We start from the raw sequence: 16,424 nt of genomic DNA on the forward strand, positions 1-16,424 counted from the left end.
GGATAGAAAAATAATCGCTGGGGGGAAGAAAGATTCTTCCCCCCAGCGATTATTAGCTATTGTCGCGAATCTAGCCATCGCCGCAGCTAGTGCCACCTACCTTGAGGCGGCACTAGCGGTGAAACTAGATTTTTTGTGCCTGTATCTTCCAAACCTCTTTAGCGTAATCAGCTATGGTACGGTCAGCGCTGAATCGACCGGATTCACAGATATTAATCCAGCATTTGCGCGCCCACTCCATCTGGTCAGCATACTCGAGGGCAGCCCGGTCGCGAACCTCACGGTAATCGGCAAAGTCACCCAGAACATAGTACACATCAGCTGGTTCATACCCATTCGAGTCCAGTAACGAGCCCAAAAGGTCATGGAATAGCCCAGTGCCATCATCATCTAAAGTGCCATCAACGAAAGCATCTAAAGTGCGTTTAAGTCCCGGCACGGTTTCATAGAGATGGCGAGGATCGTAAGTGCGCCGCAGCTCGGGCAGTTCTTCCTCTTTCGCCCCGAAAATATAGGCGTTTTCGTCCCCAACTGAATCCACAATCTCTACATTTGCGCCATCTAAAGTTCCCAGGCACAGCGCTCCGTTCATCATGAACTTCATATTGGAAGTACCGGAAGCTTCTTTGCCAGCAGTAGAAATCTGTTCGTGAATATCAGCAGCCGGAATAATATGTTCCGCCGGGGATACATTGTAGTTCTCAACGAACACAACTTGAATAATCTCGCGAACCTGCGGGTCGGAAGCAATTAGTTCCCCAATAGTATTGATTAACTTGATGATTGCTTTAGCGCGTACATACCCGGGAGCTGCTTTCGCCCCGAAAATAAAGACTCGATGTGGCCAGGGCTTTTGCGGGTTTTCTTTAATCCGGAAATACAAATCCAAAATATAGAGCGCGTTCAGTAACTGCCGCTTGTACTCGTGTAACCGTTTAATCTGCACATCGAAAATAGCGGAAGAATCTACCTTAATCCCGCTACGCTGCTCCAACCAACGCGCAAAATCCCGTTTGTTATCGGATTTTACCCCCAGTAATTGAGCCATCAAATCAGAATCGTCAGCCAAATGCCGTAAGGATTTCAGCTGATCCATATCATTAACCCACTCGGTGTTGCCCAGCTTTTCAGAAAGCAGCTCTGCTAGGCGAGGATTGCATTGTTTGAGCCAGCGCCGAGGAGTAACCCCATTGGTCTTGTTATTAAACTTTTGTGGCCATATCTCATGCCAGTCTTTCAAAGTCTGCCGCTTAATAATCTCGGTGTGTAACGCAGCCACCCCATTGATAGAGAAAGCAGCGTAGCAAGCAATCCAAGCCATGTGGATACGACCGCCATGAATGGGCGACATATAGTCAATGCGACCAGCATCAAAGCCCAGGGCTTCTAGCTCCATCCGGAAACGGCGGTCAATCTCCGTTACAATCTCTAGGATTCGCGGGAATAAGCGCTGGAAGATTGAGTATTCCCAAGTTTCCAAAGCCTCGGCTAGAACCGTGTGGTTGGTGTAGGCAAAGGTGTTCTGTACGATTTGCCAGGCGCTTTCCCAATCCATGCCATGGTCGTCAAGCAAAATCCGCATTAGTTCTGGAATCGCCAGCACCGGGTGGGTGTCATTCAGCTGAATACAGTTGTATTTAGCGAAATCATGTAAATCTTGACCATGGTGCTTAATGTAGTTATCTACCATGTCTTGCAAGGAAGCAGACACGAAGAAGTACTGTTGGCGCACCCGCAGTACTTTCCCCTCGAAAGTGGTGTCATTGGGGTAGAGTACCCGGCATAGGTCAGCAACCCGTTCCCGTTCGATAATCGCATCGGTGAACCGCTGAGAGTTGAAAGCCTCATAGTCGAACTCTTCCATCGGTTCTGACTTCCAAAGACGCAAAGTGTTTACGTTATCGGTGCCGTAACCGGTAATCGGCATATCATAGGGAACTGCCCGCACCTGCATATCGGCAAAGTTAATAAAGCGGGGTTCTTCCTCACGGCGAAGGACGAACGGATAGCCTTCTTCCATCCAGGGATCAGGGTGTTCACGCTGGTTTCCGTTTTCGAAAGACTGTTTAAATAATCCGTAACGGTATAGGATTCCATATCCGCGAACTGGCAGGTTCATAGTGGCACAAGAATCCAAGAAACAGGCAGCTAAGCGCCCTAGACCGCCATTTCCTAAAGCGGCATCATGCTCGGCTTCCAAAACGTCAGTTAGAGAAATGCCGAAAGCGTTGGTTGCTGCTTTCGCGTCCTCTAAAAGCCCTAGGTTATCTAGGTTGTTTAGTAAAGCCCTTCCCATTAGGAACTCTGCGGAAAAATAATGCTCTTGGCGTCCCCCCGCATACTTATCGGTAGTTTTTTCCCAATTTTCAGCGATTCGTTCAACTACCGCTTGCGACATTCCCGTCCAAAACTCCATAGGAGTGGAAGCCTCAACGCGGCGTCCAGAAATTGAACGAGTGAAAGACCCAAGAGAATCTGTAAGGTTGTCTGCCATTTTTAAACTCCTTGCAAAACTACGGTTACAGGCTACCGGTTGAGACGCAAATAGCGGTGCTTAAAATCCTTATTTAATAAGTGTCATTAGTTACATCTGTCCTCAGATTTCTTAAAAAGGCTTTCACCAGGCTCTATTAAGTGTGGCTGCGGGGAAGCGGATTAAATCTCAATCCATAGGGTCTGCCCCGGTCCAATCCCGCTATCTTCGACGCTGGGGGCTGCGTCCTCAGAAATGATTGTCGGGGTTTGCAAAAGCACCTTCGTCCCCTTACTTAAAGCCAATTGAGGGAGCGGGCGATAACCTACTGCCAGGTTGGTAGCAACTATTACTTTTCGTCCACAACTAGCTGTAACCAGCAGTGATAGTACCTCCGGGTCGCTGTCCAACCAGGTTGATTTTCCCATTCCCAGGCCGAGGCTACGGCGGGTAGCGAGCATTTTCCGGTAAAAATTTAAAGGGGAGTAGGGATTAGACTCTTGCACCTGTGCTGACAGTTCTCCCCAATCAGCTGGTTGCGGTAGCCAAGGGGAGCTAGCTCGCGCAGGCGAAAACCCAAAGTTAGAGCTGGGATTATTTGACCAGGGGAGAGGTACGCGGCAGCCGTCGCGTCCGCGTACGCGATAACCGGAACGTTTCCAGGTAGGGTCTTGGCGGGCATCATCAGGAAGCGTAGTCGCTTCCGGTAGCCCCAGTTCCTCGCCGTTATAAAGGTAAATCGAGCCGGGTAGCCCCGCCAGGAAAGCGGTCGCTGACAAGGCTCGGGTAAGACCGATTTCCCTATCTGGTTGCGGGTCGGTTACCCCGATTCCATTGTCAGTGTTTGCCCCGGTAGGATAGCCAAGCCGGGTGCTGTGGCGCACCGTGTCATGATTGGAGAGTACCCAGGTGGCAGGAGCCCCCACCGATGCCGAGGCTTCTTGGGTGCGGCGGATAACTTTACGCAGCGCGCCCGGCTCCCAGGGGCAATTAACTACCGAGAAGTTGAAAGCCTGCGACATTTCGTCTTCGCGTACATACATAGCTTCTTGTTCTGGGGTATTAACCCAGGCTTCGGCAACTAGCATCCGGTCACGTCCATATTCATCTAGGACTTGGCGCCATTCGCGATAAATATCGTGCACCCCTGGCTGGTTAAAGAATGGTCCCACATCGAGGGCGCGGCCATTTTCGCTGTTCGGTCCTTCATAGTTAAGGCGATCTGGACCGACCAAATCATCGGGTAGCGCGGGGTCTTTCACTAAGCCGTGCGCCACATCTACCCGAAAACCATCTACCCCGCGGTCTAACCAAAAACGCAGGTAGGAGCGAAAAAACTCGTGAACTTTCGGGTTTTCCCAGTTGAAGTCAGGTTGGGAGGCGTCGAAAATATGCAGATACCACCAGTCGCGGTCGCTTGCTTTGCCACTTAGGGGCTCCACTTTTGACCAGGCAGAACCGCCAAACATGGAACCCCAGTTGTTGGGAGCGCCATCGCTAGATTTACGGAACATATACATATCGCGTGCCGAATCTCCCGGCTGGGCAGCTAGCGCCTGCTTAAACAGGGGATGTTCCCAAGAGGAATGATTAGGAACCACATCAATGATGACTTTTATCCCGCGGGCATGAAGCTCGGCGAGAACCTTATCGAAAGTCTGTAAGTTCCCATATTCGGGATTAATATCCAGGTAGTCGGCTACATCATAACCGGTATCATGCTGGGGTGAAGGGTAGAAAGGAGAAAACCAGACTGCATCAATGTTCAACTGTTCCAGGTAGTCGATTTTTTCTAGCACGCCACCCAAATCCCCAATTCCATCCCCGTTGCTATCGGAAAAGGAACGCGGATAAACCTGGTAAATAGCGGCGCTACGCCACCACTGATTCCAGTCATTTCTGTGCAACTGGTTCATAGCGTATCCCCTTTACTCTTCGCTACCTTTACGCCGTCGGCTCCGATTTCGGCGAGGACGAGGCTGTCGTTGGGTTCCAGCCCCCTGGTGGGTATCGCGCTCACGGCGTCTGTCGCGTCCCCCGCGGCGCTCTCGTCCTTTCCCGCCTTGAGAATTCCTTCCCCGACCACCGCGATTGCGTCCGTTACGCCCTCCGCGCCGGCCACCGGTTTCCCCTAAATCTTCCAGCTTTTCAGCGGATAAACCTGCCCGCTTACGCTGAGAAATAGGTAAACGAGAACCCGCGTCTTCGGGAATATCTAAATCGGTGTATAGGTGGGCGCTGGTGTGATAGGTTTCTACCGGTTCTTCCGCCCCCAAAGAAAGTTCCTTATTTATCAACCGCCAGCGGGGAACATCATCCCAATCAACAAAGGTAATCGCGGTGCCGGAATGACCAGCCCGCCCGGTACGTCCAATGCGGTGAATATAGATTTTTGCGTCCTCGGGGCACTGATAGTTAATAACATGGGTAACATCATCAACATCAATACCGCGGGCAGCCACATCAGTTGCTACCAATACATCAACTTTTCCATGCCGAAAGGCACGTAAGGACTGTTCCCGTGCTCCTTGCCCCAAATCCCCATGTAGGGAAGCAGTCGCAAAGCCGCGGCTATTCAAATCATCACTAACCCGCGCGGCGCTGCGTTTAGTGCGGGTAAAAATAATGGTGAGACCGCGCCCACGTGCCTGGAGAATACGCGCCAGTACCTCGATTTTATTGAGGGCGTGGCAGCGGTAAATAACTTGCCGAGTAGTTTTAACCGTGGCTCCCTGATCGTCTGGATCTTGCGCCCTAATATGGGTGGGATGCTCCATATAGCGCCTGGCCAAAGCGATTACTTCTCCGGGCATAGTGGCGGAAAACAGCATCGTGTGACGGTTAGCAGGAGTGCGGGAAAGTAACACTTCCACATCGGGAAGAAAACCTAAGTCAAGCATTTCATCGGCTTCATCTAACACCATGGTGCGAACTGATGAGAGGCTCAAATGTCCCTGTTTCATCAGGTCAATCAGGCGTCCAGGGGTGCCAACCACCACCTCAACCCCCCGCTTTAGAGCCGCAACTTGCGGCTCGAATGCACGTCCTCCATAAATTTCACAGATTCTAACGCCGCGACGAGAAGCTGCCTGCGTGGTTTCCCTCGCTACCTGGATAGCTAGCTCGCGGGTAGGGAGCACAATCAAGGCTTGTGGATGTCCAGGGTCTAGGAGGTCTTCGTAGCCATCCTCACCCGGAGCCACCACGTCCTGCAGAACCGGGAGTGCAAACCCCAAGGTCTTACCGGTGCCGGTCTTGGCTTGCCCAATAATGTCATGGCGCTCCAGCGCCACCGGCAAGGTGAGAGCCTGAATGGGGAAAGGATGGACAATGCCCGCCTCGGCTAAAGCTTCACAAAGCGGGGAGCTCACCCCAAAATCGGCAAAAGTTTTATCGCTCAAATCCATTGAGGCTTCCCCCACCACATCGGCTTCCACCTGCTCGGTAGGAAGCTCGTGGGCAAAGGAAGTATCAGCGATTCCGCTAGTTGGCTGGTTAGACTTTTCAGCTATCAATCGATTACCTTTCACGGGGAAAACTTCCCCTACAGTTGGAGGTAGCCGATCGCAAAAAATCTTGGCTTAGCGCTTCAAGGCGACGCCACGCGCCCTTGGAAAAAACTTCGTTCACGAAAACGATCGGTCAACCCGTTGTCGTCGAAACCATCCTATCCCACGCCTGTTGAAAGCAAACAATGAGGGTAACTAAACTTACAGCTTTTTTGAGGGTAAATAACACCCAGTAAATGCTCTGCCTTTCAAAAGCTAGTATCGCAGCGCCAGGCAGGATAATCTAAGAGGGTGAGTGACGCACAAAGACTGGGACTTATTGGGTACTTCACCTTGGCAATGCAGCAACGTCTAGCAAAGGACGCTTCCTTGTGTCCCACGGTGGAACAAGAAATCGCCCTTGGACAGATGTCGGCACGGGCTTGGGAAAACTATCAAAAGGTGGCTCAGGTCAGCCAAAACGTAGCGGTTGATTTACCGGAAGAAATGAAACAGTATCTCGGGCTTACCGTCCAGCTAGAGGAGCGCTTGCGTCCTACTGACTGGTATGAACGCCTGGTGAAAAGTTACGTAACTATTGGAGCTATGGCAGATTTTAACCACAGTTTGACTATCGGATTATCCCCGGAAATCCAACCCCAGCTGGCAGAGGTTTCTTGGGGCTGTGGGCAGGAAGAATGGGCGGTTCCGCTAATTACCCAAGCTTGTGCTACCCAAGTGACTGTACCCGCGCGGCTTTCGCTTTGGGGTAGGCGAGTCCTGGGGGATGTTCGCTCCACTATGCGTCAAGCAATTGTCGGCTACCCGGAACTGTCAGGGCAGGGCGCAGAAGATATCCCTGAGGAAATAAAAGCACGTCACCGAGCACGAATGGAACGGGCTGGTCTAAAAGCCTAGGCGAGTCAGTGTTAAGCAGTAACTAAATGCCGAAATTGTTTACCGCCTTGGGCTAGCCATGCGGTATATATGCTGTTAAAAGGGTTTTACCCGATACCAAATCCCACCCGTTTGGGTTCGGGTTTACCTACCTGGCAGTAAGCAATTAAACGCGAATTAATTAAAACCTGCTGACCGTGTTTATCGGTTAGGGTAAGCAATTTACCTGGTTCATCTAGGGCGGTCTGTAAAACAGATTTTACCTGTTCAGAATCCATTTCTACTTCTAAATCTAAAGATTTGGCAACGCCTTTAAGTCCCAGGGAAATATTCACAGTATCCTCCGTTTAACTTCGTGTTCTGCTCCCCATCCTACCTGCCTTAGCTAAGGCTTTCCCCGATTGCTTGCTGAGAGCAAAATATCTTTAGCTAGATTTATCCTAGGAGCAAGTTATCCCGATTATCTCTCTCTCGTTTATTTTGAAGCGAATAGGATAATCGGCTGCTTAGGGACTGGTCTTTGTTACGGCTAAACAGATAAGGACGCGGCGAGAGGGGGCTGCTCCCTATAATTGTTTCCATGGCTACTTTTTCTGTTCGTCCCGCCCCTTTTCCTCCTGAACTGGAATTACCAGAGTTTAGTGAAGCTAGAGCGCAGCTGCTTTCGCGTTTAGATTCAGCTAGCTCCCTAGTAGTTGCGGGCGTGGCTGGCAGTGGAAAAACCGTCCTCGCTTTGGCAGCAATGCAGCAATTACGCAAGCAGGGCGATACCGTGCGGGGACTGGTTCCCTCACGGTTACGTGCCGATTATTTGAACACTTCCCGCTGCGCCCGGAGTCTGCCTATTGCTCGTCCTTTTATTACCCCGAGCGCTTTAGCTTTCCAGGTTTTGCAGCAATTTGCTATGAAAAGACGCCAAGCTCTTCGCGAACCGGTGTTACTTACCGGCTCTGAAGAGGAAGCCAGAATCCGGGAGCTTTTAGAAAAAGTAGATGCCCCCTGGCCTAGCTACATCAACGCCGAGCTTCGCAGCAGCGATTATTTTTGTTCCGATCTGCGTTCCCTGTTCGCAACCTGCGCCCATTGGGGACTTAGCGCTCAGGAATTAGATGAGCTAGGACGCGAACGTAAAGTTACAGAATGGCAGGCGGGAGCCGTCATGCTCAGCCAATACGAGCCATCTTTTAAGGACAACAAATGGGATGCTGCCAGAATGCAAGACCGGGCAGCTAGGTTGCTGCAAAACTGGGAGCAGGATGCTGCCATCTTAGAACCGCCGCTTTTGCCGGATTGGATAGTTGCCGATGACCTGCAAGACTGTCCAGCTTCAACTATCCGAATGCTCAGAGAAATGGGCAAGCGGGGAACAAAAATTTTCGCCCTATTTAATCCCAAAGTAGCGGCAGAAACGTTCCGGGGAGGATACCCGAACGGAGCTAAAGAACTGTCTGAACAGTTAGGATGTCCACTTGTATCCTTGGAAGAATCATTTCGGGAAACAGCTGGCGGTCTAACCCTTAGCGATCCACTCAGTCAAAAACTAGGCGGAGACAGTGCGCGCGATCAAAAAATTGCCCAGTTTTCCACGATTTCTTCGCAGGCGAGGGCTATCGCGGAATACTTACGCTACCAGCATCTAAAACGGTATGTGGCATGGAATGACATGGCGATTATTGCCCGTACTCAGGGGCAGCTTGATGAACTTAGTGCCTTGCTGGAGGGCTTGGAAATTCCTATCAATCACCGGCGTCGGCCCATGCTGTTTAAATCCAACCAGATTAGCGGCTCCTTGCTTCGCTTTTTCACTATTGCAGGGCAATCAGAGTTAGCTAAATCTATTTCCCCTCGAAAAACAAAGCAAAATGGGCAGGGACAGGCCCCAGCTTATGACCTAGGTATTGGATACTGCTGGGACGAAAAGTTGATTACTGCGCGCGGTAAAGCCATCCGCCAGCTGCTTCGCTCCCCACTTTTTGCCGTGGATTCTTTGCAGATGCTCCGTTTGGAGCGTTCCTTAGTGGGAGCCCAGATTGCAGTAGATACCAAACTAGAAGAGTTTTACGCGCTACTAGGTACTCCTCGTTTTCCTCTTAGCCAACTTCAAATGGTAGAGGGAGCGCAGGTTTTGATTCGTTGCCACCAGGTTTTTACCGCTGCCGTGTCTGCTTTGACGCTTCCTCCCACGCAAGCCTTAGAGAAAATCTGGTTAGAGTTGCAGTTAGAAGAGCAATGGCGTCACCGCGCCTTAGCGGGAGACGAATTCGCCGACCAGGCATTAGACGCGGTGATTTCTTTAGTTAGACACGCCGAGATTTGGTCACAACGGCATTTAAGCGCGAATATGACCGACTATTGCGCGGTGCTTTTGCGGCAAAGGCAAGCCGAGGACGTGCTCAGCGGCAGTCACGGTCTCAAACCTGCCGTAGCTTTAGAAACTGTGTTCTCGGCAGCCGGACGTACCTGGGACACCTGTGTAGTAATTGGAATGCAAGATGGGCAATGGCCTTTACTTTCCGAAAGTGGCTCGCTACTTAGAGTTGGGGAATTATCAGAGTTAATGCACGCGACTGCGCTACTTAGCCCCTCGGGGAAACTTCAGGAGGTTCCCGGTGGCTCCAGAAAACGCGCCCTCGAAACTGAACGTTCCTTAGCGAGGTGCGCCCTGAGTCGAGCCCGAGAGAAAATGCTGGTAACCGCACGTTCAGGTAATGAGGACGTGCCTTCGATTTTTTTCATTAACCTCGGTGAAAAAATCAAAAATGGAGATTTTAATACTGCGCAATATCTAGGAAATAGCTGGGATACCTTAGGGGGAAATGATTTAACGGCCAGCTCAAAGCTGAGGGATAAAAACCATGAGGAACAGCAACTATTTCCCTCTGTACGCTCTTTGGTGGGGTATCTTCGCGCCCTACTTTCACAAGACATTCCAGTAGATGCCCCTGGGGGTACATCAGAAGATGCGGATAGCTACCGGCGTAAAGCCCTAGAGACCTTGGCCTATCTAGCCACACAAACAGTAACTGCCGCAAACCCGCAAAGCTGGCGACAAGTGGGTCGAGATTCTAGCTGGTGGACAAATCCGGCGGGATTAAAGCCAGCTGGTAGTAGAGTCGGAATTTCTCCCTCTACCTTGGAACAGTTAAATGATTGCGAACTTCGCTGGTTGCTGGAACGCCGAGGCGGTCAAGAAGTCGATGCTACCGGCAGTCTTTCTTGGGGAACCTTGGTGCATCAGATAGCGGAGGAAATGGGGGATAACAGTTTAAAGGAGCGCCTAGATTTCTTTTATTCACACTGGCCTCAAAATAAAGAGACGTTTTATTCGCGAACCGAACTGCAAAGCAAAGAAGATATGATTGTTCGCCTCTCGCACTATCTGGATAATCATAAAGCACCGGCGGTGAGCGAGATTAGTTCACGCGCATTCGTGGGTGAATCAGCGCTACTTAATGCCCGGATTGACCGCCTGGAAGCCGGAGAGGACGGGGTGCGAATAGTTGATTTCAAAACTATGAAAAACCCTCCCAGTGCACAGGAAGTAAAGAACCATCTCCAGTTGGCTTGCTACCAGCTGGTACTGGAAGCCATGCTAGCGGGAGACGATTCTCAGGCGGCTAAGGCTCTTTCGCCCGTGCTTAAAGCAACCAAAGCTGAAGTGCAAAGTTCCAGTCTGGTTATCGTCTCTAAAGCTAAGGGAAGCCGGGAAGCAGAGATTCCCAAAGAAATGTCGCAGGCTCCTTTAACCGATGAACAGAAAGAACAGTTAGCGCAAACCATAGTTGATGCGGCGCAAGTAGCGGCGGGAGCGGTCTTTAAAGCGGTAGAAAACGCTAAATGTGACCACTGTAAACTGCGTTCTTGCTGTCCATTGATGAGCGAAGGAGAGCCAGTCCTATGAGTATAAATCCCGAAATTAGTTATTCTCCCGCGCAAATTGCCGAGGCAATCGGGCAGTACCGCCCAAACCCAGATCAAGAAAAGGTTATTTGCGCCCCGGTGGATAAACCAATGATGGCGATTGCGGGGGCGGGAGCTGGAAAAACCGCGACTATGGCTTTCCGGGTGGTCTACCTGGTGGCAAATGCTTTGGTGTCTGCTGAAAGAGTTCTGGGGCTGACATTTTCCAATAAGGCGGATCGTGAGCTATCTGAGCGGGTCAATAACTATTTGCGTCAGCTAGCCAGGCATAAAGATTTCTCTAAGGTTGCGGATTTTTTAACCGACAGTGAAACTGGTGCTCTAATGCGACCGGTAACTTCTACCTATAACGCTTTCGCTAACCAAATTGTGCGCCAATATGGTTCTCGACTGGGGATTTCCCCTGCCTGTGTCCTGCTAGATGAGGCGCGGCGTTGGCAACTGATGTATCAGGTTGTTAGTGAATGGGCCGGGGATTTAACCACTGAACTAAGTATTGGGGCGACTGTAAAAAATGCCTTGGCTTTAGGTTCGCAGCTGCGCGATCAACTAATTGAATCCGAGGACGTGCGGGCTGGTTTAACTCAAATGAAGCAGATGTATTCAGCGGGTCAGCCGGGGAAACGTTCTAATAAACCCAATAAAAATATGCAGAGTTTTCTTGATTCTCTAACCTATAGGGCAGAGTTATTAGATATTTTTGCTGAATATGAAAAGTTAAAGAAACAAAACGGCTATCTTGAATACTCTGATCAGATATATTATGCCGCGCTTTTAGTAGAGAAATTTGACGATATTAGAGAACAGATTCGTGCCCGCTATGACGTGGTTTTATTGGACGAGTTCCAAGATACTTCTGTGGCGCAGCTAAAACTGTTTTCTACTATTTTTACCGGTAAGGGCGTGATGGCGGTCGGTGACCCCAATCAAGGTATCTATGATTGGCGTGGGGCTTCAGATTTATCTATGCAACATTTCTTGAGTAGTTTTGGAGTGCCAGCTAGCGAACACGCTGCCCATATTCAAGATATGCCGGTGACCTATCGTAACCGGGAAGCGATTTTAGAGGTAGCTAATCAGGTGGTTTTACCTTTACGGAACCTTTCTGCGGGCAAAAGCGCTATCCAGGTTGAAAGCGAGGTTCGTGCCAGGCTTTCTGGGTCGGAACCAGAATACAAACTTGATCCTGCGCCCTCCCCAGATCAATTCGCCGCGCCCTCATTAGGGGTAAAAGCAAAAGAGCTGGTTACCTGCCCGCAAAAGCGAGATGACCCCGGTGAAGTCCAGATGTATTTTGTGGAAGATTCCCAGCAAGAAGCAGAGTTGGTTGCCGATTTCTTTGCTGAACGTTGGGCGGAGCGTGAACAAATAATAGCTAAAAATCAGCAGCTACCTCCACAAGAACAACAAAGCGTTCCCACCGGGGCGATTCTAATCCGGAAGCATTCCCAAGCTCCGCTCCTTACCCAGGCGCTACGTAAACGGAACCTGCCGGTAGAAGTGAGTGGGGTAGCGGGACTGATTTACGATCCGGCAGTTGCTGACGTGATTGCGGCGTTGCAGGTGTCGGCAGATGCCGGACGCGGAGATGCCTTAATGCGGCTAATAACCGGGTGTGGAATTAGTCCGGCTGATATCGATTTATTATGGCGTTGGGCAGGGCATTTAGCTAATCCCGAGGACGACCAGGGCGTTCGCGTACAACCCTATTTAATGGACGCACTCGATAACTTACCCCAGCCAGGCTGGACAGTTAAAGGAGCGGGGAGCGCTTTTAGCCCGGAAGCCTATCGCCGCCTAGATATTTTACGTTCCCAACTAGCTACTGTGCGCCGCCACCTGCATGATTCTTTAGGATCGTTGGTGCAGCGCACAATTTTTACTCTTTGCCTAGATTTAGATGTGAAAGTACGTCCCGATGGGGGAATATCTGCCAGGTGCTTGGAAAGTTTTGTAAAGATTGCTCGTGATTACCAGGCAAGTGGAGTAAATGCCGATTTACCTGGTTTCTTGGAATGGTTAAAGTTTGCTGACCAGCAAGGCTCGGGACTGGATATGCCATTGCAAGAACCAGATCCAAACGCTATTCAACTCATGACTATCCATGCCGCGAAAGGACTGGAATGGACTTGGGTAGCCGTTCCGGGGATGGATGAGTCTCGCAGCGGCAGTGGCAGTTTACCGAAAACCGCTATCTCTGTTAATAAGGGCGAATGTAAGGATTCCGCCTGGATTAGCGATAAAGGGATGATTCCATATGATTTGCGCCCAGATAAGCAAGTTCTCCCCACCATTGAGCGCGGCATTGAGGACAGCGGTTATGACTTCGCTGAGGGAACATTTTCCGATAACCCCAAAGTTATAACCAGTTATCAGTATGCGTTAGGTTTTCACTCCCAACTAGCGGATCGGCGGCTAGCATATGTGGCGTTTACGCGCGCTGAATCCAAATTGTTGATTGGAGGTAGCGCCCATAGTGCTACCTCCAAGAAAGAGCGGGTTCCTTCCCAGTTCTTAGCGGAAGTCGATAGCAGCGGAAAGCTGCGCGAGCTGCGTAATCGACAAGCAGATGAAAACGATAGCTGGGAGGCTCCCCCGCGTGAAGAGCCTTGGCCGGGCGCGGTATCACCGCAGCTGTCTAGGCTTTCGGTGGCGGCGAGAGAGCTCAGTGAGTTGATTAGCGGTATTCACGCTCACCCCTTTTTACACCGGTTAATGTCCACCTCTGATTTAGAGGAGGCACAAGACATGGCGGACAGTCATTCTTCTTGGCTCAGTCAGGCTTTGCAGCTAACCAGAGATTTACGGGTTGAACAAGAGTATCTAGGGCAGGTTCAAATGCCGGTGTCTAGTGGCGTAACCCGGGCAAGAGAACTGCAAGATAACCCCGCGGCTTTCGCCTTAAATCAGCGTCGGCCTTTGCCAGATTTCCCCACCGCGGGTGCTAGGGTGGGCACGTTGTTTCACCAGTGGGTCGATCAGCAGCAACGAGGTAATGATTATCCTCTTCCCGAAAATCTCGATACCCAGGTGCGTGAAGATTTGCGCTCGTTACAGCACAGTTGGCAGCAAGCGAAAATTCATCCCGAGGACGGGTGGGAATATATCGATTCCGAGGTTGAGTTCTCTGCTCCGATGACTATCAAACTGGTGGCTCGTATCGACGCTATTTTACGGAATCCCGCAACCGGTAAACCCACGATTATTGATTGGAAAACCGACTCTTTACAGTTCGATGAATCCGGGACTATTAGTTACAAAGCTGGCGAGCTAGTGGCAAAATATATGCAACAGATTAATACCTATCGCCTGGTGTATGCCTTTTCTAAAGGAATGCGCCTTGATGAGGTGGATGCGGCACTATTTTTTGTTAGACACCAGTTGCTGTTGCCGTTAGAGGATTGGCAGGCAAGGCTAAATCTGCCCCAAAAACTCGAAGAACTGTTCCCAGATTTGGTCTAGCTGCTAGGGTTGGTCATTTTCGCTCTGATTATCCGGGGAATCGGTATTTAGCTCCTCCTCGCCCTGCGAATCCGCAAGGGTAGGTGAGTCCTGGTTGTTGGTTTCTTCCCGGTCAGCATTAGGGGTGTCGGTCTGACTCGTCCTAGCGGTTGTTTTTGGGAGGGCGTCCTCGCGCAGAGCCGGCAGTAACCCGGTTGCGTCCAAAGTATCGGCTAGTTGAGAGATTAACTCGCGGGCATCGCCTATGATTTCGTCATTGTTTTCATGGACTCCATGCAGTAGCCACTCTAGAAGTACCAGCTCGGAGTGGAGTTCTATGCGGGTTGTAAACTTTGGGTCTTCAACTAGACGGAGTTTTCGATAAGTCGCTAACACCCAGGTAGCGAAGTCATCTGAAGAGGAGGAAACTACCCAGGCGAGGTCGCGGGCAGGGTCGCCAATTTGGGCTTGTCCAAATCCGGTGATACCGCTGATGGTTTCGTCCTCTATATATAGGTGTTGTTCTAATAGGTCATTGTGAATGAAGGCTGGCGAAAAATTCCATAGGGAAGTATCTTCTAAACGTTCCTCCCAGCGTTGCCAAAGACGTGGGGGGATGGCGCGCGTGGTTGCACCCTCGTCTAAGAGGTGAAGCCAACGGCGGCGAATCTGGTCGGCGGTGAAAATAGGGCAATCGGCGCTCTTTAAAATCCGGGCGGGTAGGTCATGTAGGGAAGCGAGGGCAGTACCTAGGGAGATAGCGAGTTTTTCCGATATTGTGAAGTCCTCTGCTTGCGCGGGTCTACCCGAGAATGCGGGATGTATGAGGGCGTGTTTTCCTCCTACTATTCGTACCGAGTGCGCTGGCCAGGGCACTGAGAAGGGGAGGCGGGCTCCATCGTGTGAGAGAACCCGCATGATTCGGGTTTGAGTTTGCAGTTGTTTATCTAGGTGGCTAGAAGTTGGGCAAGTGACTAACCATTTGCGTTCGGCAGTGTCTTTAACTGCGCATACTCGCATTTCTTCGGTTTCAAAATGTGGAGAAGAAAGGGAAATAAAGTCAGTCTCGGGCATCGCGGCGGATGCCATAGCCGCTAGAGGTAGAAAATTGTCCATGTCATTCACTGTTTTAGGTTATCAAGCTGGGAGGATTTCGGGGTTTAAGTGAAGCGCTAATCGGATTTTTTGAGGTTTTCGGGCTCGTTTTTTTATTGGGAGTGGCTTACGGGGGTGCTGTTTTTGGTTGGGGTTGGTGCTTAGTGGGAGTAATGATTGACGAAAGTAGAATCTCTATGAGGTAGGGCACGAAAAGATTTGAAGTGATGAAAAAGTTATTAGATAACGGTCATGAGGTAGGTGTTTTTAAGGGAAATTTGGCGGTTATCCCCAATACTTACCAGGTGGTAAGTATTGGGGATAAAATATTGTGCTAAATAAAAAAATCTTTATATTCCCTGGTTGAAGCGGTAAAGACACTTGTTTTTATAGTTTCCGCTATATAAGTTTTTGGCAATTGTGGCGCACATCACGTAAAAATAAGGGCTATTAGCTTGCTTTCATCTAACCGGGTGGTAAGATTGATACCAACAAGAAAGAATTCAAGTCGTGAGGGAGACTGAAATGAACAACAAGGCTTCAATCAAGAAGATAGCTGCTTGCGGAATCGCTGCTGCTGCTTTGATTCCAGCTGGTGTCCTCACCGCTCAGGCTGCCGAGGGGCTGTCCAATGATGGTGTTCAGACTTCCGTTCAGATTCAGGCTCGCACGACCGAGGTTAGCGGAAACCTAGCTGCTAACGATGTTGATGCTACAGCTTATGCGGCCAACAATCTCTCCGCGATTGACCGTATGGGCGGCGCCGGCACCCTCGCCGGAATCGTTATCTTGGGTGGCATCGGCGCTGCCGGTGCTATCAGCCTTACACGTTCCTTCATGATTGGGTAGCTCCTCTTACTACCTAATAAGAAAAACCCCGGGTATCCCTCAACTGCCCGGGGTTTTTCGCACCCCGAAAAACCTTTCCGTGCTTATGTTTAACCGTGCGTTCGCTCATTTCCCGGCAAATAAAGTCGAGCCAGAAAGAATTGCGGTAGTGGTTAATAAGTGCAATCGTGTTATCGCGAGACGGTCGAGTTCTTTCACAAAATAGCTGATGTGAGCTTTAAAATCTGGGTTAATACCTATAATTTCATTACTTTTTAGGG

The 16,424-nt window shown here is 50.4% G+C and carries 9 protein-coding genes; 4 read left to right on the forward strand and 5 right to left on the reverse strand.

Annotation, left to right across the window (positions count from 1 at the left end; all coding sequences use genetic code 11):
• Positions 1-124 precede the first annotated feature (124 nt).
• The 3 genes from PG728_RS00520 to PG728_RS00530 form a co-directional block, all read right to left on the reverse strand.
• Positions 125-2,494, reverse strand: a complete 2,370-nt coding sequence (locus PG728_RS00520) for a glycogen/starch/alpha-glucan phosphorylase (protein ID WP_270625080.1) — start codon at positions 2,492-2,494, stop codon at positions 125-127.
• A gap of 161 nt (positions 2,495-2,655) precedes the next feature.
• On the reverse strand, positions 2,656-4,389 hold the full coding sequence (locus PG728_RS00525; RefSeq protein WP_270625081.1) for a glycoside hydrolase family 13 protein: 1,734 nt from the start codon (positions 4,387-4,389) through the stop codon (positions 2,656-2,658).
• A gap of 12 nt (positions 4,390-4,401) precedes the next feature.
• Positions 4,402-6,003: a DEAD/DEAH box helicase gene (locus tag PG728_RS00530; protein WP_456300833.1), complete on the reverse strand. Its 1,602-nt coding sequence runs from the start codon at positions 6,001-6,003 to the stop codon at positions 4,402-4,404.
• A gap of 270 nt (positions 6,004-6,273) precedes the next feature.
• Here PG728_RS00530 and PG728_RS00535 point away from each other — a divergent pair, with 270 nt between their 5' ends.
• Positions 6,274-6,879 carry a ferritin-like fold-containing protein gene (locus PG728_RS00535; protein ID WP_270625082.1) on the forward strand — a complete coding sequence of 202 codons (606 nt, stop codon included), beginning with the start codon at positions 6,274-6,276 and terminating at the stop codon, positions 6,877-6,879.
• A gap of 86 nt (positions 6,880-6,965) precedes the next feature.
• Here the strand turns inward: PG728_RS00535 and PG728_RS00540 are convergent, their stop codons facing one another.
• Positions 6,966-7,193, reverse strand: coding sequence for a DUF3107 domain-containing protein (locus PG728_RS00540; RefSeq protein ID WP_270625083.1), 228 nt, complete (start codon positions 7,191-7,193; stop codon positions 6,966-6,968).
• 245 nt (positions 7,194-7,438) lie between these two features.
• Here PG728_RS00540 and PG728_RS00545 point away from each other — a divergent pair, with 245 nt between their 5' ends.
• Both PG728_RS00545 and PG728_RS00550 read left to right on the forward strand, forming a co-directional pair.
• Complete coding sequence (locus PG728_RS00545) at positions 7,439-10,759, forward strand: PD-(D/E)XK nuclease family protein (RefSeq protein ID WP_270625085.1); 3,321 nt, start codon at positions 7,439-7,441, stop codon at positions 10,757-10,759.
• Positions 10,756-14,241, forward strand: coding sequence for an ATP-dependent DNA helicase (locus PG728_RS00550; protein ID WP_270625086.1), 3,486 nt, complete (start codon positions 10,756-10,758; stop codon positions 14,239-14,241). The genes PG728_RS00545 and PG728_RS00550 overlap by 4 nt, the downstream gene beginning before the upstream one ends.
• A 3-nt stretch (positions 14,242-14,244) precedes the next feature.
• Here the strand turns inward: PG728_RS00550 and PG728_RS00555 are convergent, their stop codons facing one another.
• Positions 14,245-15,336, reverse strand: coding sequence for a phosphotransferase (locus PG728_RS00555; protein WP_270625349.1), 1,092 nt, complete (start codon positions 15,334-15,336; stop codon positions 14,245-14,247).
• 504 nt (positions 15,337-15,840) lie between these two features.
• Here PG728_RS00555 and PG728_RS00560 point away from each other — a divergent pair.
• The gene (locus PG728_RS00560; protein WP_072510027.1) at positions 15,841-16,164 is read left to right on the forward strand and encodes a hypothetical protein; all 324 of its coding nucleotides are present in this window, start codon (positions 15,841-15,843) and stop codon (positions 16,162-16,164) included.
• Positions 16,165-16,424: the final 260 nt, after the last annotated feature.

The organism is Varibaculum timonense, from assembly GCF_027694345.1.
Lineage (GTDB): Bacteria > Actinomycetota > Actinomycetes > Actinomycetales > Actinomycetaceae > Varibaculum > Varibaculum timonense_A.

Coding starts and splice junctions, on each gene's coding strand:
- PG728_RS00520 (WP_270625080.1), bottom strand. CDS start 2,494: ATGGCAGACAACCTTACAGATTCTCTTGGGTCTTTCACTCGTTCAATT.
- PG728_RS00525 (WP_270625081.1), bottom strand. CDS start 4,389: ATGAACCAGTTGCACAGAAATGACTGGAATCAGTGGTGGCGTAGCGCC.
- PG728_RS00545 (WP_270625085.1), top strand. CDS start 7,439: ATGGCTACTTTTTCTGTTCGTCCCGCCCCTTTTCCTCCTGAACTGGAA.
- PG728_RS00550 (WP_270625086.1), top strand. CDS start 10,756: ATGAGTATAAATCCCGAAATTAGTTATTCTCCCGCGCAAATTGCCGAG.
- PG728_RS00555 (WP_270625349.1), bottom strand. CDS start 15,336: ATGGACAATTTTCTACCTCTAGCGGCTATGGCATCCGCCGCGATGCCC.
- PG728_RS00560 (WP_072510027.1), top strand. CDS start 15,841: ATGAACAACAAGGCTTCAATCAAGAAGATAGCTGCTTGCGGAATCGCT.